Genomic DNA, 19,556 nt, shown 5'->3' with positions numbered 1-19,556 from the left:
TCGAAGACCGCGCCGACAGGGGTGCGAACGAGCTGCCAAGTTACAGGACGATTGAAAACAATGTTGACGACGACCGAGGCGGCCTCCGGCCGTCCGCGTTTGCTTTGTGCTTTGCTCACCGTCGGAGGCGTGGCTGCGTCCATCCTTCTGCTCGACGCCGTCGCCGGCTCGCGTCTGCAGGCTGGGGTAGGACCGTCGATGGCGGCGTTTCAGTTCGAGGGTAGAGGGACCGGGGCCGACCTGTTCGCGGCTCGGGCCGGCGGTTTCATGCGGCCGCAGGCAGGCGCCGAAGGCGGCGGCCTGTCGCTTGGCATCGCCGAGATCGTGGAGCCGGCAAGTGCGGCCGAGCTGAAAGGGGCGCTGGCGCGCAACGACTTCCAGCTCAGTGAGATTCGGGAGGGTGCGGCAGAAGTTCCGCGCCTCTACGTTGCCGCTTTCCCGCCCGACTTGCCCGAGATCGTCGAGATCGACAGCCGCAAGCAAATGTTCCTCGGCAGCGTATTGCCGCTGGTTCTGTTGGCGAACGAGGAGTTGCGCCATCGGCGCAATCGCCTGCTGGATATTGCCGATCGCCTCGCGACCGATACTGAGATTCCTCTGACCGACGCGGCTTGGTTGGATGCTTTGGCCGAGCACTACGGTGTGGCCCACGGAGACCTCGACGGCCTCGCCCTGCGGGTCGCCGAGATCCCGCCGAGCCTTGCGCTCGCTCAGGCGATTGTGGAATCCGGCTGGGGTACCAGCCGCTTCGTCCTCGAAGGGAACGCGCTTTTCGGTCAACGCACCTGGTCGAGCGAAGCCGCGGCGATCGTGCCGGAGCGCAATCGCGATGTTCGGGTCAAGGCTTTCACCGACCTGATGGACTCAGTGCGAGCCTACATGCACAACCTCAACACCCACGTGGCCTATGCGGACCTGCGGAGCGAACGGGCTCGCCTGACGGCCGCCGGGAAAAGGCCCGGTGGCCGGCATCTGGTCGAAGGGTTGGAGGACTATGCCGAAATCGATGGTTATGTCGGTAAGCTACAGGCCTTGATGCGTCATAACCGGCTCGCGGACCTGGACGAGGCGGAACTCGAAAGTCGAGCTCTCACCGCCCAGGCCGTTCGCTAGAGCCTCGTGAGCGTACGGAACAGCTCGACGGTTCCGCCGATGACGAGAAAAACGCTCTTAGCATCGGAGTCTGGATCGAATGCAACGCAATCTCTGGGCCCGCAAAGCGATCCCGACTGATCACGCTCCAGCATCCTAGGGAAGCAACCTTCGGTCTTCTCGACTTTCCAAAGCAGCCTCTTCGGAAAGTCGAGAAGACCGAAGGGTCTCAGGCTGCCAAGCGGGCACTCAGCCTTCGAGCATGCGGCGCAGCAGCTCTACGTCCTCCGCAAAGCGGTGGTCCGTTCCCTTGAGTTCCTCCACCTTCTTGACCGCGTGCATCACTGTCGTGTGGTCGCGGCCGCCGAACTTCCGCCCGATCTCCGGCAGTGAACGGCTGGTCAGCTGCTTGGCGAGATACATCGCGATCTGCCTCGGCCGCGCAACCGAGCGGGCGCGCCGGGCGGAATGCATGTCGGTGATCCGGATATTGAAGTGCTCGGCCACCTTACGCTGGATCTCCTCGATCGTAACCCGACGGTCGTTAGCGCGTAGAAGATCGGTCAGCACCTCCTGCGTTGTCTCCAGCGTGACGGAGCGACCCACCAGCGTCGCGTGAGCGACGATCCGGTTCAGCGCCCCCTCCAGCTCACGGACGTTAGAGGTGATCTTGTGCGCAAGAAACTCGAGAACGCGCCGCGGAATGGTCACGCCAACGCTCTCGGCCTTCGATTCCAGGATCCCCAAGCGCAGTTCGTAGGTCGTCGGGTGGATGTCGGCGACAAGTCCCCAGCCTAGACGGGACTTCATGCGCTCCTGAACGCCCTCCAGGTCGTTCGGGCTCTTGTCGGCTGAAATGACGACTTGGCGGTTCTGATCGACCAGAGCGTTGAAGGTGTGGAAAAACTCCTCCTGCGTGGCGTCGCGGTTTCCGATGAACTGAACGTCGTCGATCATCAGAACGTCGACAGATCGAAACTGTTCCTTGAAGGCCACCGTGTCCTTCGTCCTCAGCGCTCGAATGAACTGGTACATGAACTTTTCGGCCGAGAGGTAGATCACCCGCTTTTCCGGCCTGTGATCGCGCAGATGCCAGGCGATGGCGTGCATCAAATGGGTTTTGCCGAGCCCGACTCCGCCATAAAGGAAGAGGGGATTGAAGGGGACGGCCTCAGCCTCGGCCACCCGCCGGGCGGCGGCGTAGGCCAGTTCGTTGGGTTTGCCGACAATGAACTTGTCGAACGTGAAGCGGGGGTCGAGCGAGGCGGAAATCTCCAGATCTCGCATATCGGTTCCGCCCGTCGTCATGGGGGTGGATGAGGCGCGATCGCCATCGGTCTCGGTCGCTTCGGAGCGCGCGCTTCGAGAGGACGGTGTTCCAGTGCGTGAGGTCGAGGGGGTCGAGGCCTTGCCGCTCTGTCCAGCTACCTCTGTTCCGCTGGCCGAGGTGCCGGAGGGCGATCCTAGCGGCGGCGAGTCCTGGAGGTTGCGCGGGGTGGGCCGAGCAGGAGGTTGGACCACAACCTCGATGCCGACCGACATGCTGCGTTCTTCCGCCCAGAGTTCCGCGAGCCGCTGACTGTAGTTCCCGTTGATCCAGTCGCGCATGAAGCGCGAGGGAACCGCCATGCGAATCTTGTCTCCGCGCGGACCCACGAGGGTGAGCGGCTTAAGCCATGAGCTGAAAGCGTTCTCTCCGACTTCATGGCGGAGCCGCACGCGCACCCGCGCCCATTGTTCGTCAAGAAACTGGCGATCTTCGGACGGCGCACCGGATCGCCGAGCGCCATAGCTCAAGGCCGCTCCAGCGCCTTTGGAAGACGCCCCGTGCGCTCCCTCCCCGTCTGGAGTTGTACCCTGTGCCATTGTCGCCCTCTGCATGACCGCAAATGCCTTTCTTGTCCCTGTGTTGCATGCCATCGGCGCACAACCTGTCCGAGGCCTGGCTTCGGACAAAGCTACGCCGTCGTGGCGGAGATATCCGCCCCGTCTACACCACCTCTAGCAGCGTGATCGACTTGTTAGGAACGAGGCGTTAGGCCCCGATGTCAGTGGAAGTCTGCCTGAACGCAGTACTAACTAAATCAGCCAGATGAATCCACCCCACAACGCTTCCCCCTTTTATTATCTATACATTACTTATCCACAAGGCTCTGAGGATTTTACTTGGATTTAATCAGTTTGCTCACATACGGTAACCCTACTTGGAGGACGCGTAATCTACCTGTCACCTAAAGCGTGCGCAATGAGACCGAAGGCGGAACGCCTGTCAGTTTGTCCGGTGACTCTTGCACCCCCTTCCAAGAGTCCGATGCAAGACGCTCAGACTCCAGCATATCGCCGCCTGGTTGAACCGACTGCGCAGGCCGGATTTTCGTGCCGCGACTCGATTCCGCCGGCAGGTGTGGCTCATCGCCCACACTCCGCCGACAGAGGTCTGTTGGCCTGTATAGGTGTGTCGACGCTGTCCCGGGGCTTGCTCGGCGGACAGACACCATGAAGCCGGCGAACACGAAAAAGCCCTGCCGAAGAAAACGGCAGGGCCTCCATGAAGCCGGACTCTTTAGCGTCCGGAGAAGCAGCTTGGCCTCAGGCCAGCGCCTTCACGCGCTTGGACAAGCGGGAAATCGTCCGTGCGGCCGTGTTCCTGTGATACACGCCGCGCGTCACGCCACGCTGAATCTCCGGCTGAGCAGCTTTCAAGGCCTCGCGTGCGGAGGCGGAGTCACCGCTGGCGATTGCCAGTTCGACGCGCTTCAGGAAGGTCCGGATGCGGCTCACCCGTGCCTTGTTGATTTCACGCCGGCGTTCGTTGCGACGAATGCGCTTCTCGGCGGACTTATGGTTCGCCATGGATACCCTATTCGATAGCTTGGGACAGTCTGCTTCGCTGCTTTCGGTTCGCGCCGTAAAAGCCAGGCGAACCTTGGGCAGGCGAAGGCGCGGGTTATAGCCACGCCCCCACCGGTCGTCAAGGGTTGGATGCCGTCTGTCTGCCGGCTTCCAGAGGCTGTCCCTTGCCCTGCTTTGCCGTCGCTTGCCTTCTAGCGGTGGTTCCATTCCGGCTTGCGTTTGCCGGCGAAGGCCTCCATCCCTTCTTTGCGGTCGTCGAAGGCGAAGGTGGCGTGAAAAACCCGGCGCTCGAAGCGGACACCCTCGGTCAAGGTCGTCTCGAGCGCGACGTTGACCGCTTCTTTGCAGACACGCGCCACTGGCCGGCTCATGCCGGCAATCTTCTTGGCGATGCGGAGCGACTCCTCCATCAGCTCCGCCGTCGGCACGACCTTGGCGACCAGACCGCTGCGCAGCGCGGTCTCGGCGTCGATGAACTCGCCTGTCAAACACATGTACATCGCCAGAGACTTGCCCACCGCACGGGTCAGGCGTTGCGTTCCGCCGGAACCGGGAATCGTCCCGATCGTGATCTCCGGTTGACCGAACTTGGCGGTGTCGGATGCGACGATCATGTCGGCCATCATCGCGATCTCGCAGCCGCCCCCCAGCGCGAAGCCGGACACGGCGGCGATCGTCGGAGTACGGACTTTGGACAGCACTTCCCAGTCACCGGTGATGAAATCCTCGGCTTCGACATCCTGGTAGGTCTTGTCCGTCATCTCCTTGATGTCGGCGCCGGCCGCGAAGGCCTTCTCGCTGCCGGTGATCAGAATGCAGCCGATGCCGGCATCGGCGTCGAAGCTCTGCAGTGCCTGGCCCAGCTCCGCGATCAGACCGGCGCAGAGCGCGTTCAGCGCCTTCGGACGATTCAGGGTGATGATGGCCACGCCGTCCTGGGTTTCGGTCGTGATATATTCGTAGGCCATGGCGGTTCCTTCCTCCGGCCCGCAGGGAGGCCTGCGGAGCTTGGTTGTCGTGACGGTATTTCGTGTTACTCGGGGGCCAGGGTGAAGCGGGCCACGGTGTCTCCGTCGCGCACCCGCGCATCGCGGTTCGCCTCAAGGGTCAGGCGTTCTCCCTCGCGCAGCCAGATTTCTCCACCGCTTGCTTGCCATCCGAGTGCTGGCAAGGTCTCTTCGTAGAAGTCGATCACCCGTTCCGGCGCCGCCGTCCCCGTCGCATAGAGCGTGACGATTCGTCCGCCCGGCTTGTCGAAAGAGATGCCGGCGGCCTCCAGCTCAATCAGTCCGGGCATGACCGGAAGATCCGGCAGCGCCTCGAAGTAGCGTGTCTCCTGCGCCAGCCCGACCGTTGCGGTCAGGGCAACAAGCAAAGACGATATGACAGCAAGCAGCTTTCGCGACATGGCGCGCAACCTAGAGCGCGATCGTGTTTGATGGAAGCGGTTTGACTTCCGTCAAACGTGTGAACCGCTTTCTCCTTCGGTGATCGGAGCAGAAATCCCGCTTCAGGTGATCCTGCTGCAGCCTCAACGCTGGTGCCGGGGACAGTGGAACGTCGAACGACCCGCCTGGACGACGCGTTGAATCCCGCCCGACGCAGCGGGGTCGCAATCGCAGTCCGGGCAGGCTTCCCCTTCCTTTCCGTAGACCGCCCATTCATGCTGGAAGTAGCCCAGTTCGCCGCTCGCCTGAACGTAGTCCCGCAAACTGGAACCGCCGGCCGCAATGGCACGTGCCAAGGTCGTTTTGATCGACGCCGCGAGACGCTCGGCACGTTTGCCCTGGACCGTACGTGCCAGTCGCTTCGGCGAGAGGCCGGCTCCGTAAAGCGCCTCGCAGACGTAGATATTACCGAGCCCCGCAACGACCGCTTGATCGAGCAAGGCGGCTTTGATCGGCGTCAGCTTGTTCCGCAAAGCGGCAGCGAGGCGGGCTCCGTCGAAAGACTCGTCGAGCGGCTCGGGGCCGAGTGCGGTCAGCCGTGGATGATCGTCCATAGCGCTGCGTTTGAAGAGATCCATGAAGCCGAAGCGGCGTGCGTCGTTGAAGCGCACCTCCCGCCCCTCGTCGGTGACAAAGACGACATGATCGTGAGGCAGGTAAGGCAGGTTGGGCCGCGCCGGAAGCAGTGTCATGCGTCCAGACATACCGAGGTGAATCAGCAAGACCTCCGGATCGCTCCGGCCGTCGGTCGCCAACCGCATTAGGATGTACTTCGCCCGCCGCGTGATCTCCTCGATCCGCCGTCCGGTCAGTCGCTGGGCGAAGTCCGGGGGAAAGGGAAAGCGGAGATTCGGTCGGCGCTGGACCACCTGGGCCAGGGTGTGGCCCTCCAACACAGGCCGCAGGCCGCGTACGACGGTTTCGACTTCGGGGAGTTCGGGCATGGCGCGCGCAACCTAGCCGAAGGCTTGTCGGAGCGCTATCCTCCCGCCCGATGTCAAACGCCTCCCGAAACCCCGATCCCACAAGTTCGTCAGCGGAGCCATCCGACGAGACCGTCAGCTTCGGCTATCGCGAGGTTTTGCGCGAGGAGAAGGCGCCGCTCGTGCGCGACGTCTTCGAGTCGGTCGCCAGCCGCTATGACGTGATGAACGACCTCATGTCTCTCGGGGTGCACCGTCTCTGGAAGGACGCTTTCGTCCGTTTGCTCAATCCGCGCCCTGGCCTGCGGCTTTTGGACGTGGCCGGGGGCACAGGCGACATCGCTCTCCGTGTCGCTGCACGCTTGTCGCGTTCGACAGATCTTGAGCGCGGCCCCGATGGCGACGGTAGTGGGGGTGAGAGCGGGCCGGCGAACGACGAAATCGCAGGAGACATCGTCGTTCTGGACCTGACCGAGGGCATGTTGCGCCAAGGCCGCGACCGCGCCATCGACCGTGGGCTGTTGCGCAACCTCACCTGGGTTTGCGGCGACGCTCAGGCCTTGCCTCTACCCTCGCGGTCTCTCGACGCCTACACGATCGCCTTCGGTCTTCGAAACGTGACCGATGTCGATTGCGCTCTGGCCGAAGCTCGCCGCGTCCTGCGGCCCGGTGGCCGCTTCCTCTGCCTCGAGTTCAGCCAGGTGGTGCTGCCTGTCCTCGACCAGGCCTACGACCTCTATTCCTTCCAGGTGCTCCCGCGCCTCGGCGGTCTGGTGGCCGGAGACCGCGAGTCCTATCAGTATCTCGTGGAGTCCATTCGCCGCTTCCCGAAGCAGGCGGATCTGGCGACCAAGTTGGAGGGCGCCGGCTTCGCGCGTGCCGATTGGCGAAACCTCTCCGGTGGTATCGCGGCGATCCATTCCGGTTGGCGCATCTGATCGGCGGAGCGATGCTGCGCAGCCCTCTCATGCTTTGGCGGTTGCTCCGCATCGCCCGCACGCTGGCCCGGCACGACGCCTTGGCGGCGGTCGAAAAGACGGGGTTGGCTCCGACCTTGACGGCCGTACTGCGGCGCTTGGTTCCACGGCAGCGCGACGGCCGCCCGGGCCAAAAGCTGGCTCGGGCCTTCGTCGCGCTGGGCCCCAGCTTCATCAAACTGGGGCAGTTTCTCGCCACCCGGGCGGACCTGATCGGCGAGGAAATGTCGGCGGATCTCTCCGAACTGCAAGATCGCCTGGCGCCCTTCCCAGCCTCCGCCGCCCGCGCCGTCGTGGAGCGAGAGTTGGGTGCTCCGCTAGAGCGGCTTTTCGTCGAGTTCGATGATACCCCCGTCTCCGCCGCTTCGATCGCGCAGGTCCACTTCGCTGTGATCCGGCAGGAGGCTGAGGACGACCCTGACGGTGGCGACAGGGGGAGACGAGAGGTTGCCGTTAAGGTTCTGCGGCCGCAGGTCGAGGAGAAGCTGGAGCGTGATCTGCAGCTTCTCTATTGGCTGGCCCGCCTAGCCGAGCGGACCGAGCCTCGCCTGCGCCGTTTCCGGCCGGTGGCCGTGGTCGCCGAGTTCGAGCGGATGGTGAAAACCGAGATGGATCTTCGGTTGGAGGCCGCCGCCGCGGATGAGCTCGCGGGCAATTTCGCTGACGACGAGAGCTATCGAGTCCCCGCCGTGGATTGGGAGCGGACCGGACAGCGGGTGCTGACCATGGAGCGGATCGCCGGCATTCGCATGGACGACCGGGCCGCCTTGCTGGCCGCCGGCCACGATCTGCAGGACGTGTTGGAGAAGGCTGCCGCGATCTTCTTTAATCAGGTCTTTCGCGACGGTTTCTTCCACGGCGACCAGCATCCCGGCAACATGTTCGTCGATGCCGATGGCCGGATCGTCGCCGTCGACTTCGGAATCATGGGGCGTCTGGACGGGGCTACCCGCGCACTCCTCGCCGACATGCTGCTGGCGACCTTGCGCCGGGACTATCGGCGTCTCGCCGAAGTTCAGGCGCACGCCGGCTTTCTGCCGTCCGGCCAACCGTTGGACCTCTACGCCCAGTCCTTGCGTGCCGTCTGCGAGCCGATCTTCGGCCAGCCGCTGGAGCGCATTTCCTTCGCCCGGCTGCTCGGACAGCTTCTGCAGCTGACAGAGTCCTTTCAGATGCCTGTCCAGCCTCAGCTCGTCCTGCTGCAGAAGAACATGCTGATGGCCGAGGGCGTCAGCCGTCGGCTCGATTCGGACCTCAACATCTGGCTTCTCGCGGAGCCTTTGATCGCGCGCTGGGTTCGGGCGAACCGTGGGCCGGCGGCGCGGGCGGCGCGTGGGGTCGAAGAGATGACCCAAACCCTGAGCCGTTTGCCGCAACTCGCCAGACGGGCCGAGGAGGTGCTGGAGCACTGGCCGCGCGTGGCGCCGGACCGTCGCCCGGGCGAGCGAGACTGGGATCGCCGGGACGGTCCGGGCCGAAGCCCCGCTTTCTGGTTTTCACTGCTGGCTCTGATCCTCGCGCTGGTTGCAGTGTTGGACTGACGGCGGCCTGATGGGTGCGTGAAGAACTGGGATAAAAATACCTCTGAGTCTGCGAAAATACGCTGGCGGGGGCTTGCGGATGCCAGGGGCCGGTCGTTACCTTATCTACCAAGTTCAGCCGTGAAATAAGGGCGTCGCCTGCATGCTGAGTGGAAGACGGATCCTGCTCGTTGTTGCCGGCGGGATCGCCGCCTACAAGACGCTGGAGTTGGTTCGTCGTCTGCGGGAGCGGGGCGCTTCCGTCCGTGCCGTGTTGACTCGAGCGGGTGCGGAGTTCGTGACGCCCCTGTCCCTTGCCTCCTTGACCGGTGACAAGGTCTACAGAGAGCTGTTCGACCTCACCGACGAAGCCGAGATGGGGCACATCCAATTGTCGCGGGACGCCGATCTGGTCGTGGTGGCACCGGCGACGGCCGACATCATGGCGAAGCTCGCCACGGGGCGCGCCGACGACCTGGCCTCCACCGCGCTGCTGGCGACCGACAAGCCGGTATTGATGGCGCCGGCCATGAACGTACGCATGTGGGAGCATCCGGCGACCCAAAGCAATCTGGAGACGCTGAAGCGCCGGGCGACTCGCTTTGTCGGTCCCAATCAGGGCGACATGGCCTGCGGCGAATATGGCTACGGGCGTATGGCTGAACCTGCCGAGATCCTCGCGGCCATCGAAACTCAGTTTCGGGCGGCTGGCCGACTGAGCGGGCGGCGCGCGCTGGTGACGAGCGGCCCGACCTTCGAGGCGCTCGATCCCGTTCGCTTTCTCGGAAACCGATCTTCCGGCCGCCAGGGCCATGCGGTTGCCGCCGCCCTGGCGGCGGCTGGGGCCGAGACGACTCTCGTGACAGGCCCGGTCGCTCTGCCGGATCCAGCCGGCGTTACGACGTTGCATGTGGAGTCGGCGGAGGAGATGTTGGCGGCCTGCCGCGAAGCCCTTCCGGTCGAGATCGCCGTTTGCGCCGCCGCGGTGGCAGACTGGCGTCCAGCCCAGACGGCCGAACAGAAGATGAAGAAAGGGACTGACAGCCGAGCCCCAGAGCTCTCGTTGGTGCCCAATCCCGACATACTTGCAACTCTGTCTCAACAGGGTCCGCAGCGTCCGCGTCTCGTCATCGGTTTCGCCGCGGAAACCGAGAACCTAGTCGAGCATGCAGGCCGCAAACTGGCGTCCAAGGGCTGCGATTGGATCCTCGCAAACGATGTCTCTCCGGCCAGCGGCACGTTCGGTGGAGACGAGACGACAATTCATCTGGTCGATGCGGCCGGCGTCGAGTCCTGGCCGCGTCTGCGCAAGCAGGCCGTGGCCGAGCGCCTGGCTTCGCGGATCGGCGAAACCCTGCCCGCCCCGCACATGACTGAGACCCTGTCAGAAGGAGTTGCCGAGTGAAGGGGCAGACCCCGAGCATTTCCGTCGAAGTGGTTCAGTTGCCCCACGCCGAGACCCTGCCATTGCCACGCTACGAGACGGAACTCTCCGCCGGGCTGGATCTCTTGGCGGCCGTCGAGTCTCCCTTGACCCTCGCACCTGGCGCCCGGGTCCTGGTTCCGACCGGACTCTCCATCGCGCTGCCGGCCGGTACTGAGGCTCAAGTTCGGCCGCGCTCCGGCTTGGCCTTGAAGCACGGCGTGACCTGTCTCAACACGCCTGGCACGATCGATGCCGACTACCGCGGAGAGCTCAAGGTTCTACTCATCAACCTGGGTGAAGCCGACTTCACGATCGAACGCGGAACCCGCATCGCCCAGATGGTCGTGGCGCCGGTCGCACAGGCGGTTTGGCGACCGGTCGCGGCACTTAGCGAAACCCGCCGCGGCAGCGGCGGTTTCGGATCGACCGGAACGGCCGCCCCCACTTCATAAGAGGCCGCCACTTTATAAGAGACTGTTTGACAATGCTCTGTTCCGTCCCGCTCCCCCACCCTGCCACCCATCCAGGATACTGTCGTTCGTTGGCCGGGTGGAGGAGCGGGACGGAACAGAACCAAGAATGGCCTCAAGGCCAATTCTCAACCAGTCTCTAAGAGACAACAGGGACGGGTAACGGACGAAAGGGTCCGCAAGAAGATGCTGAGATTATCCAAGAAGTTGCTGTTTGCCATCGAAGCCGTCGTCGACATCGCCTACCACACCAACACCGGCCCGGTGCGCTCCACCGACATCTCCCGCCGCCAGGGCATTCCGCGCCGCTATCTGGAGCAGGTGCTGCAGCAGCTCGTGCATCACGGCATTCTGGCCGGCCAGCGCGGTCCGCGCGGCGGCTACCGTCTGGCGCGCGAAAGGCGGCGCATTTCCGTCGGCGAGATCATCCGGATTGTTCGGAAGCTGGAGGGCACTGCCGATCCGGCCAGCGAACCCGACGGCTCCGAGATCGGCGTGAAGGTCGTGCGCCCCATCTGGATCGATATGCAGAGAGAGATGATGGAGCGCTTCGACAACACCACCATCGACGAGCTCTGTCACCGTGCCCGCGAACGGGGGATCACCCCGGAGGGCAAGGTGGCCGCCGACTTCTCGATCTAGCCGATCTGCCGCGGTTCGACCGCCGCAAACTCGGGCCTTCGCGTCCCTCTGCGACCGGCGGGGCTAACAGCTATGCCTCGGTTTCACGGCCGGAGCGCGGGTTTCGTTGGTATTCTCCACCACGAGGTACCAAATCCATTCGAAGCCTATTCGGACTTACCTCGGACAGAAGGATCGGAGCGATGAGCGACGCAGCGGCGAAAAGCGAGATGATCCAGCCCGGCGAGGTCGCCAAGGGCGAGTTTCGCGGTCGAGTCTATGACTCTATTCTCGATACCATCGGCGCGACGCCTCTGGTCCGCATGCGTAAGCTTGCGGCTGCACACGGGGTCCAGGCCGATCTGATCGGCAAGTGCGAGTTCTTCAATCCGCTCTCCTCGGTGAAGGACCGCATCGGGCTGGCGATGATCGAGAAGCTTGAGGCGGACGGAAAGATCGGGTCCGGGACCGTCTTGATCGAGCCGACGAGCGGTAACACCGGTATTGCCTTGGCGTTCGTGGCGGCGGCGAAGGGATACCGCTTGATCCTGACCATGCCGGAGACGATGTCCGTCGAGCGGCGCAAGATGTTGAAGCTGTTGGGGGCCGAGCTGGTTCTCACCGAAGGGGCCAAGGGCATGAAGGGTGCCGTGGCCAGGGCGCAGGAGCTGTTGGGCGAGATCCCCGGTGCCGTGATGCCGCAGCAGTTCGAGAATCCCTCCAATCCCGAAATCCATCGCAACACGACGGCGGAGGAGATCTGGGCCGACAGCGGCGGTCAGGTCGACGTGGTGATTTCCGGCGTCGGCACCGGCGGCACTCTTACGGGTCTGGGCCAGGTCTTGAAGGCGCGAAAGCCGAGCCTGCAGATGATCGCGGTCGAGCCTGAGGACAGCCCAATCCTTTCCGGTGGAGAGCCGGGACCGCATAAGATCCAAGGTATCGGGGCCGGCTTCGTGCCGGGGATTCTGGAGACCGATTTGATCGACGAAGTGATCCGGATCGGTAACGACACGGCCTTCAGAACCGCGCGGGAGGCTGCGGCGACCGAAGGTTTGGCTGTCGGCATCTCGTCCGGAGCCGCCATCGCGGCGGCGCTGGAAGTGGCGGCTCGTCCGGAGATGGCGGGAAAGACGATCGTCGTCGTGCTGCCGTCCTTCGCCGAGCGCTATCTCTCGACCGCGCTGTTTGAGGGGCTTTAGAGCAGAGCCGTGTCCATCTAACGGGATCGCGCTTTAGAGACGAGTTTCACCGAGGCGGTTGACAACGTGTCGAGGACTTTTTGGCAACCGCCCCGTGTGCCCTTCGTCTTCCTGCGGCATGGCGAAACCGACTGGAATCGGGAGGGTCGGCTTCAGGGGCGCAGCGACAGGCCGCTGAACGAAACGGGACGTCGCCAGGCCCACCGGGCTGCCGTGGCGCTGGCAGGTTTCGATTTCTGCACGGTGTTTCATAGTCCGCTCGAGCGGGCGCTCGAAACGGCGCGGCTCGCGGTCGGGAGCCGCGGGCTGCCGTTTCGCAGCGTCACTGCTCTGGCGGAGTGCGGTTTCGGCGAACTGGAAGGTAAGGTGGCGCAGTCGGTCAGGCCCGGCTGGCGGGCCGCCTGGATGAGCGGTCGGCCTATTCCCGGAGCCGAAGACTACGAGGCCTTCCTGGTGCGGGCGGAAAAGGCCCTGGAGACTGTCTTGCTGTGCAGTGCCGAAGCGAAGGATCCGCCTTTGGTCGTGGCGCATGGCGGCATCTACTGGGCCGTCGCGCGCGCCCTGGACACGGGAATCGAAGGCGACCTGCCGAATGGCGTTCCCGTCCTGCACAAGCCGATTGGGCGGAGCGATTGGGACGTAACGGTTCTGGAAAGCTGAGCGGCGATGCAGCCGACTTCAGAACATCGCCTCAAGAACTCTGTCGGGCGGGGTGTGACCGTCCGCGAAGGTCTTGATGTTGATGATGACCTTCTCGCCCATGGCCATTCGGCCTTCGATCGTCGCGGAGCCCAGGTGGGGCAGCAAGACCACGTTGTCGAGCTTGACCAGCTTCGGGTTGATCGCAGGTTCATGCTCGAAGACGTCGAGCCCGGCTCCGGCCAGCTCGCCGCCGGCCAGCATCCGCGCAAGCGCATTTTCGTCGATCACCTCGCCGCGGGAGGTGTTCACGATGATGGCATGGTGCTGCAGCAGCTTGAGCCGGCGGGCGGACAGCAGGTGATAGGTCGCCGGCGTGTGCGGGCAGTTGATCGAAACGATGTCCATGCGGGCGAGCATCTGGTCGAGGCTTTCCCAGTAGGTGGCCTCCAACTCCGCCTCGACGTCTTCGTGGACCCGGCGGCGATTGTGATAGTGCACGGACAGGCCAAAGCCCTTCGCCCGCTGAGCGACGGCCGATCCGATGCGCCCCATGCCCACGATCCCGAGCCGTTTGCCAGAGATGCGATGACCTAGCATGGCCGTCGGACTCCAGCCGCCCCAGGCGCCCGAGCGGACCAGTCGCTCGCCCTCGGTCAGGCGCCGCGAGACCGATAGGATCAGCGCCATGGTCATGTCGGCCGTGTCTTCGGTCAGCACGCCCGGCGTATTGGTGACGGTGATGCCCCGCTGGCGTGCCGTCTTCAGGTCGATGTGGTCGACGCCGGTGCCGAAGGACGCGATCAGGCGAAGCTGCGGGCCCGCCTGGCTCAGCACTGCCGAGTCGATCCGGTCGGTGACCGTGGGAACCAGAACCTCCGCTTCCTTGACCGCCTCGATGAGCTGAGCTTGGGTCATCGGCGTGTCGTCGATATTCAGCCGCGCCCGAAACAGCTCCATCATGCGCGTTTCGATCGGATCCGGCAGGCGGCGGGTGACAACGACCAAGGGTTTCTGAGAGGGCATCGGCAGTTCCCGACCGTTGGCTTGAGGCGTGTGACCGCAACCGCGTACTCACTTGGGACTGCACTCGGCTGCGACGCCAGTCAGCGGGCTGCTTAGCAAGCCCCGTGCCGGCTTGTCCAGGTTGCTGCAGCGAAGTGCCGGAAGGTAGCGGCCGGCTTCAGCGTCTGCTTGACCGGCGCGGGGTCGCGCGGGTAACCGACAAATCATGTGGGGGATCCGTGGTGTGTCGCTTGCGGTGCTGGTCGCCGCCCTGTGTTTCGTCGGGCTGTGTTTCGTTGGGCCCTTGGCGGCTCAACAGACGGGTCCGGCAGGCCTGCCGACGGCAGAGTCGGCGAGCGGCCAACGGGTCGGTGCCTCCACCGGACTACCGCTGCCACGCTTCGCCTCCGTGAGAGCGAGCGAGGCCAAACTTCGGATCGGACCCGGTCTGCGCTATCCCACCGAGTGGGTCTATCGGCTGCGCAACATGCCGGTCGAGATCATCGAAGAGTTCGATGCCTGGCGGAAGGTGCGGGATTGGGAAGGGACCGAGGGCTGGATGCACCAGTCGCTTCTCGCTGGTCAACGCACTGTCATCATCATGGCCGAGGAGACGATCCTGCGACGGGAGCCGGACGAGCAGGCCGCCGGCCTGGCGCGGTTCCAGCGCGGCCTGATCGCGCGCTTGGAAGCCTGCCGCGATAGCTGGTGCGCGGTCTCGGCACGTGGCTATCGAGGTTGGTTGCCGCGCACCACGGTCTACGGCGTCTTCGCGGAAGAGGTCTTCGGCGGCTAAAACCCTATCGAGGCGAAGATCCGGGATCGGTTTCGGCGAGATCCGGCCTACCTTCCCGCGCGAGTTTTGCAAGTTGTCGGGCGGCCGAGGTCGAACGGGGCTGCCAATTGAAGGCGCGGTGCGCTTTTGAACCATCGGCCCAAAGGTCGCGTGCATAGCCGGCTGCGACTGTTCCTTCGGTTGCGATCAAGTTGGCCTCGCTGAGGCTCCGGCGCGCGAACTTCCGCCCCAGACCGCTCTCAACGGCTTGAGCTAGCTCTTCCTGGGTCGTACCTGCTTCGGCGACGGCCAGGTAACTTTGGCCAGGTTCTCCCTGTTCCAGCACTAAAATATAGAGGTCGGCCAGATCCTGAACTTCGATCAGTGGCCAGCGAACCTGCGGCCCGCCCGCGACGGTAATTGATACCTTGTTCAGCCGGACGGGATCGAGAAAGCGCTCGAGCAGGTCACCTCGGAAGCTCCAGACCGCTGCTGGATGAACAACGAGACCGCCAGCCGTCTGAACGCGTTTCAGCAGGGCAGGCGCCCACTCGAAACCGGGCGTCGGCTGCATGATGTCATCTTCACGCGTCGGCCGCGAACCGGCTGCGGGAAAAAGCCAGATGCCCCCGGTCGCCAGATAACGTTTGCCGGGGGCCGTCATCCGGGTCAGGAGACTGTTCAGCAAACGCGTCTCAAAGTCGGCCATGTCGTCGGTGAAGGTTCCGGATGCCTGGATCAGCGCGTCGCAGGCATCGGCGCGGTCCGCCCAGAGTTCCGGGTCCGCAAGATCCCCTCGAACCGGTTCGACGCCGAGAGATGCGACACAAGCCGCGCTGGCCTCGGAACGGGCCAGTCCGAAGACGCGGTGACCTCTGGTCACCAGTGCGGTCGCGATGTTGCGACCGATTAAACCGCTAGCGCCAAGCAGAAAAACCTTCATCCGACAAGATTACACGCACAACCCGCGAGATTTGTCAGTATAGGCAAGATCCGCAGTCAGAGCCGTCCGAACTTCCTCGGTCAGGACCGCCATGTGGATGACGCACCGGAGCGCCAAGACTGCCTTCGCGCAGGTCGTCTGCCTCCCCAACTTGACGTCAGGCGTCCGCGACCTTGGGCGCGACTGCGACGAGGGTGCGCACACTCCAGGTGAAGCCGAGCCTGGCCTCGGTGCCGGACGGCTTTTCGGAAACGGCGGTCGACGCCGGCTGGACTGAAAATCCTCCAGTCGCCGACGCCAATCATTCGAAAGGAACAGGGGCGCCGCGATCTGATCCGACCGAACGGCGCCCTGCCTCGCTACGCCATCGTGTCGAGCGCCCTCTGGAAGCGTCCGGCATGGCTTTTCTCGGCCTTCGCCAGGGTTTCGAACCAGTCGGCGATCTCGTCGAAGCCTTCTTCGCGGGCGGTGCGCGCCATGCCCGGATACATGTCGGTGTATTCGTGAGTCTCACCGGCGATCGCGGACTTCAGATTGGCGCGGGTATCGCCCATCGGCTCGCCCGTGGCGGGGTCGCCGACGTCTTCGAGGAACTGCAGGTGGCCGTGGGCGTGGCCGGTCTCGCCTTCAGCTGTGGAGCGGAAGACGGCCGAAACGTCGTTGAAGCCCTCGACGTCCGCTTTCTGAGCGAAATAGAGGTAGCGACGGTTCGCCATGGATTCGCTGGCGAAGGCGTCCTTCAGGTTCTGTTCGGTTTTGCTGCCCTTGAGGGACATCTTATCTCTCTCCCGTGTATTCTTTGCGTTGCGCGGCCGTTGCGGTGCCGCCAACCCTGACTGCGGCGAGCGGACGGTCTAACCCCGGCTCTACCTTATCCACGCGCCGCGATATAGGGGAGGGCTCCAAACTGTCAACAGTTTGGAATTTCTCTAATATTATTAGTACGGAATAGAAGAAAAAGGCTTTTGAGAGCCGGTCGCAACTCAAGTGGAAAACGAGAAACGCCTAGTCTTCACGTACACGAATAATGACTTCGACTCGTTTGATTGCAGCTCCAGCAGGCGCCTCGGGAAGCTCGGCCAGACGCACGGCGGCACCCGGAATGTCTTGCAGCCGGCCGTTATCCTCGAAGTAGAAATGATGGTGATCGTCGATGTTGGTGTCGAAGTAGGATCGCCCGGAGTCGACCACGACTTCGCGCAACAGACCGGCGTCGGTGAACTGGTGCAAGGTGTTATAGACGGTGGCCAGAGATACTCGAACCTCCGCCTCCATCGCCTCGCTATGCAGCTGTTCGGCGGTGACATGACGATCGGTCTGATCGTCCGCCGTATCGAACAGCAGCTTTGCCAAGGCCAGTCGCTGGCGGGTCGGCCGCAAGCCGGCAAGCTTCAGCCGTTCGATCAGTGCGGTGTAGGGGCGTACATCGGTCATTCGCGCCATATAAGTGTCATTCGAACAAATTGAAGGGGTGCAGCGCGCTTTAGCCGAATTTCTAGAATCAGTCGAATTCGCAGTGAAGCGTTTCTGCCTGTGCGGCGGCGCTTCGGATCACCCTTTTCGGAGACTCTGGTAAGGCATTGAAACGTTTGGTAGCTTTCCGCCGCTTTTCAACGGCCATGCTGTTGCGTATCGTGATCGTCGTCAGCACCGCGTCGCCGAAACGGCGGCGTGACGGCGGATCAACACCATTCCATGCCGAGGCGTACGCGTGAACGCGAAGAAGACTGCTTACGACTACGACGACCTGATTGCCTGCGCCAACGGCGACCTGTTCGGTCCAGGCAACGCACAGCTACCACTGCCGCCGATGCTGATGTTCGACCGCATCACGCGCATCAGCGACGAGGGTGGCGATCACGGCAAGGGCGAGATCGTCGCGGAACTGGATGTCCGGCCCGACCTCTGGTTCTTCGACTGTCACTTCAAGGGCGACCCGGTCATGCCCGGCTGCCTGGGTTTGGATGCGCTTTGGCAGCTCGTCGGTTTCTTTCTCGGCCGCACAGGTGCGTCAGGCCGCGGCCGCGCGCTGGGGGTCGGGGAGGTCCGCTTTACCGGACAGGTCTTGCCCACTGTGAAGAAGGTGACCTATCACCTCGACCTCAAGCGGGTAATCATGCGTCGCTTGGTTCTCGGTATCGCCGATGGGGTGTTGAAGGCGGACGGTGAAACCATCTACGAAGTGAAGGACTTGAGGGTGGGGTTGTTCCAAGCCGACGGTGCGGCTGCCGCGGAGCCTGCCTAAACGGACCTTGTCTGGCGGTTTCCGCCAGGCTGAAGTACAAGCTGCCCCGAGGTGCGGGCCCCTTCGGCTCGATGGCTTGCTGCCAGGCGGCCATCCTGCTGCCATCACGAGAGGGATGAGCGGGACGATATGCGACGCGTGGTCGTCACCGGACTGGGCATTGTCTCCAGTATCGGCAACAACAAACAGGAAGTGGTCGAGTCGCTGCGCTCCGGCCGATCTGGCATCGTCTTCGCCGAGGATCAGGCCGAGCAGGGATTTCGCAGCCACGTAAAGGGCGACATCTCCATAGATTTGGAAGCCCATGTCGACCGGCGGCTGCGGCGCTTCATGGGCGATGGCGCGGCCTACAACTACGTTGCGATGGTCGAGGCGATTGCCGATGCCGGGCTGGAACCAGCGGATATCTCCAACGAACGCACCGGCCTGATCATGGGCTCGGGCGGCCCCTCGACCTCGAATCAGGTCCAGGCAGCCGATATCGCGCGGGAAAAGGGCGTCAAGCGGATCGGCCCTTACATGGTTCCGCGCTGCATGTCCTCGACCAACTCCGCCAATCTCTCGACGGCCTTCAAGATCAAGGGCTTGAGCTATTCGATTTCCTCGGCCTGTTCGACCTCCGCGCACTGCATCGGCAACGCTGCGGAGCTGATCCAGTTCGGCAAGCAGGACGTCATGTTCGCCGGTGGCGGCGAGGAACTGCATTGGACGCTTTCGATGCTGTTCGACGCCATGGGCGCCCTCTCCAGCGGTTACAACGATCGGCCTGCCGAGGCGTCGCGGGCTTTCGATCAGGGGCGCGACGGCTTCGTGATCACCGGCGGTGGCGGCGTCGTGGTTCTGGAGGAATACGAGCGGGCCAGGGCCCGTGGCGCCAAGATCTACGGTGAACTGGTCGGCTATGGCGCGACCTCGGACGGTGCCGACATGGTCGCACCCAGCGGCGAGGGCGGTGTGCGTTGCATGCGCCAGGCGTTGGCGACCATGGGGAACACCCGGGTGAGCTACATCAACACCCACGGCACCTCGACCCCAATCGGCGATGCGTCCGAGCTGCGGGCCATCAAGGAGGTTTTCGGCAGCGACTTGCCGCGGATCAACTCGACCAAGTCGATGACCGGACATGCCCAGGGTGCCGCCGGCGTGACCGAGGCGATCTATGCGCTGCTGATGATGGACCAGGGTTTTGTCGCGCCCTCGATCAACATCGAGGTTCCCGACCCGGAAGCCGCCGGAATGCCGATCGTCACCGGCGCGGCGGAGGAGATGCAGCTAGACTGCGTCATGTCCAACTCCTTCGGGTTCGGTGGAACCAACGCCACCTTGGCTTTCCGTCGCCTCGAGAGCTAGGGCATGACGATTCTTTCCGGGCTGCGGGCTCACCGCTGGCCGACTTGCAACTTTTGCGAGGAGACGA

Annotated in this window: 20 protein-coding genes; 11 read left to right on the top strand and 9 right to left on the bottom strand. The window is 63.7% G+C overall.

Annotated features, from left to right (window positions below):
* The first annotated feature begins 60 nt into the window (after nt 1-60).
* A complete protein-coding gene (locus ACO054_RS17505; RefSeq protein WP_421707870.1) occupies nt 61-1,113 on the top strand; it encodes a glucosaminidase domain-containing protein in 1,053 nt (350 codons plus the stop codon).
* 228 nt (nt 1,114-1,341) lie between these two features.
* Here ACO054_RS17505 and dnaA read toward each other — a convergent pair whose 3' ends face one another.
* From dnaA to mutM, 5 genes are all read right to left on the bottom strand, one after another.
* A complete protein-coding gene (gene dnaA, locus ACO054_RS17500; RefSeq protein ID WP_421707869.1) occupies nt 1,342-2,958 on the bottom strand; it encodes a chromosomal replication initiator protein DnaA in 1,617 nt (538 codons plus the stop codon).
* Between the two features lie 723 nt (nt 2,959-3,681).
* Entirely contained in the window at nt 3,682-3,945 is a 264-nt protein-coding gene (gene rpsT, locus ACO054_RS17495; RefSeq protein ID WP_421707868.1) for a 30S ribosomal protein S20, read from the bottom strand.
* A 191-nt stretch (nt 3,946-4,136) separates the two neighbouring features.
* Nucleotides 4,137-4,913 carry an enoyl-CoA hydratase-related protein gene (locus ACO054_RS17490; protein WP_421707867.1) on the bottom strand — a complete coding sequence of 259 codons (777 nt, stop codon included), beginning with the start codon at nt 4,911-4,913 and terminating at the stop codon, nt 4,137-4,139.
* A gap of 65 nt (nt 4,914-4,978) precedes the next feature.
* Nucleotides 4,979-5,353: a hypothetical protein gene (locus ACO054_RS17485; RefSeq protein ID WP_421707866.1), complete on the bottom strand. Its 375-nt coding sequence runs from the start codon at nt 5,351-5,353 to the stop codon at nt 4,979-4,981.
* Between the two features lie 123 nt (nt 5,354-5,476).
* A complete protein-coding gene (mutM, locus tag ACO054_RS17480; protein WP_421707865.1) occupies nt 5,477-6,337 on the bottom strand; it encodes a bifunctional DNA-formamidopyrimidine glycosylase/DNA-(apurinic or apyrimidinic site) lyase in 861 nt (286 codons plus the stop codon).
* A 50-nt stretch (nt 6,338-6,387) separates the two neighbouring features.
* Here mutM and ACO054_RS17475 point away from each other — a divergent pair, with 50 nt between their 5' ends.
* From ACO054_RS17475 to ACO054_RS17445, 7 genes are all read left to right on the top strand, one after another.
* Complete coding sequence (locus ACO054_RS17475) at nt 6,388-7,254, top strand: class I SAM-dependent methyltransferase (RefSeq protein WP_421707864.1); 867 nt, start codon at nt 6,388-6,390, stop codon at nt 7,252-7,254.
* On the top strand, nt 7,242-8,834 hold the full coding sequence (ubiB, locus tag ACO054_RS17470) for a 2-polyprenylphenol 6-hydroxylase (RefSeq protein ID WP_421707863.1): 1,593 nt from the start codon (nt 7,242-7,244) through the stop codon (nt 8,832-8,834). Before ACO054_RS17475 ends, ubiB begins: the two co-directional genes overlap by 13 nt.
* A 142-nt stretch (nt 8,835-8,976) precedes the next feature.
* Nucleotides 8,977-10,218, top strand: a complete 1,242-nt coding sequence (gene coaBC / locus ACO054_RS17465; RefSeq protein WP_421707862.1) for a bifunctional phosphopantothenoylcysteine decarboxylase/phosphopantothenate--cysteine ligase CoaBC — start codon at nt 8,977-8,979, stop codon at nt 10,216-10,218.
* Complete coding sequence (dut, locus tag ACO054_RS17460) at nt 10,215-10,691, top strand: dUTP diphosphatase (protein WP_421707861.1); 477 nt, start codon at nt 10,215-10,217, stop codon at nt 10,689-10,691. Before coaBC ends, dut begins: the two co-directional genes overlap by 4 nt.
* A 204-nt stretch (nt 10,692-10,895) precedes the next feature.
* Nucleotides 10,896-11,351 carry an RrF2 family transcriptional regulator gene (locus ACO054_RS17455; RefSeq protein ID WP_421707860.1) on the top strand — a complete coding sequence of 152 codons (456 nt, stop codon included), beginning with the start codon at nt 10,896-10,898 and terminating at the stop codon, nt 11,349-11,351.
* Nucleotides 11,352-11,533: 182 nt separating this feature from the next.
* On the top strand, nt 11,534-12,532 hold the full coding sequence (cysK, locus tag ACO054_RS17450; protein WP_421707859.1) for a cysteine synthase A: 999 nt from the start codon (nt 11,534-11,536) through the stop codon (nt 12,530-12,532).
* A 66-nt stretch (nt 12,533-12,598) separates the two neighbouring features.
* The gene (locus ACO054_RS17445; RefSeq protein ID WP_421707858.1) at nt 12,599-13,192 is read left to right on the top strand and encodes a histidine phosphatase family protein; all 594 of its coding nucleotides are present in this window, start codon (nt 12,599-12,601) and stop codon (nt 13,190-13,192) included.
* 18 nt (nt 13,193-13,210) lie between these two features.
* Here ACO054_RS17445 and ACO054_RS17440 read toward each other — a convergent pair whose 3' ends face one another.
* On the bottom strand, nt 13,211-14,197 hold the full coding sequence (locus ACO054_RS17440; RefSeq protein ID WP_421707857.1) for a 2-hydroxyacid dehydrogenase: 987 nt from the start codon (nt 14,195-14,197) through the stop codon (nt 13,211-13,213).
* A 205-nt stretch (nt 14,198-14,402) separates the two neighbouring features.
* On the opposite strand from ACO054_RS17440, the gene ACO054_RS17435 reads away from it, so the two are divergent.
* On the top strand, nt 14,403-14,972 hold the full coding sequence (locus ACO054_RS17435) for an SH3 domain-containing protein (protein ID WP_421707856.1): 570 nt from the start codon (nt 14,403-14,405) through the stop codon (nt 14,970-14,972).
* 4 nt (nt 14,973-14,976) lie between these two features.
* Here the strand turns inward: ACO054_RS17435 and ACO054_RS17430 are convergent, their stop codons facing one another.
* From ACO054_RS17430 to irrA, 3 genes are all read right to left on the bottom strand, one after another.
* Nucleotides 14,977-15,894: an NAD-dependent epimerase/dehydratase family protein gene (locus tag ACO054_RS17430; RefSeq protein WP_421707855.1), complete on the bottom strand. Its 918-nt coding sequence runs from the start codon at nt 15,892-15,894 to the stop codon at nt 14,977-14,979.
* A gap of 359 nt (nt 15,895-16,253) precedes the next feature.
* Nucleotides 16,254-16,670, bottom strand: a complete 417-nt coding sequence (locus tag ACO054_RS17425) for a rubrerythrin family protein (RefSeq protein WP_421707854.1) — start codon at nt 16,668-16,670, stop codon at nt 16,254-16,256.
* 229 nt (nt 16,671-16,899) lie between these two features.
* Nucleotides 16,900-17,328: an iron response transcriptional regulator IrrA gene (irrA, locus tag ACO054_RS17420; protein WP_421707853.1), complete on the bottom strand. Its 429-nt coding sequence runs from the start codon at nt 17,326-17,328 to the stop codon at nt 16,900-16,902.
* A 277-nt stretch (nt 17,329-17,605) separates the two neighbouring features.
* On the opposite strand from irrA, the gene fabA reads away from it, so the two are divergent.
* Both fabA and fabB read left to right on the top strand, forming a co-directional pair.
* Nucleotides 17,606-18,139 (top strand): 3-hydroxyacyl-[acyl-carrier-protein] dehydratase FabA, encoded by a 534-nt coding sequence (gene fabA / locus ACO054_RS17415; RefSeq protein WP_421707852.1) that lies wholly within the window; start codon nt 17,606-17,608, stop codon nt 18,137-18,139.
* A gap of 129 nt (nt 18,140-18,268) precedes the next feature.
* Nucleotides 18,269-19,489, top strand: coding sequence for a beta-ketoacyl-ACP synthase I (gene fabB / locus ACO054_RS17410; RefSeq protein WP_421707851.1), 1,221 nt, complete (start codon nt 18,269-18,271; stop codon nt 19,487-19,489).
* Nucleotides 19,490-19,556: the final 67 nt, after the last annotated feature.

The organism is Algihabitans sp. (assembly GCF_965226985.1).
Lineage (GTDB): Bacteria > Pseudomonadota > Alphaproteobacteria > Kiloniellales > DSM-21159 > Algihabitans.
The sequence above is the reverse complement of the archived record's forward strand: the minus strand, read 5'-3'. Positions and strand labels throughout refer to the sequence as shown.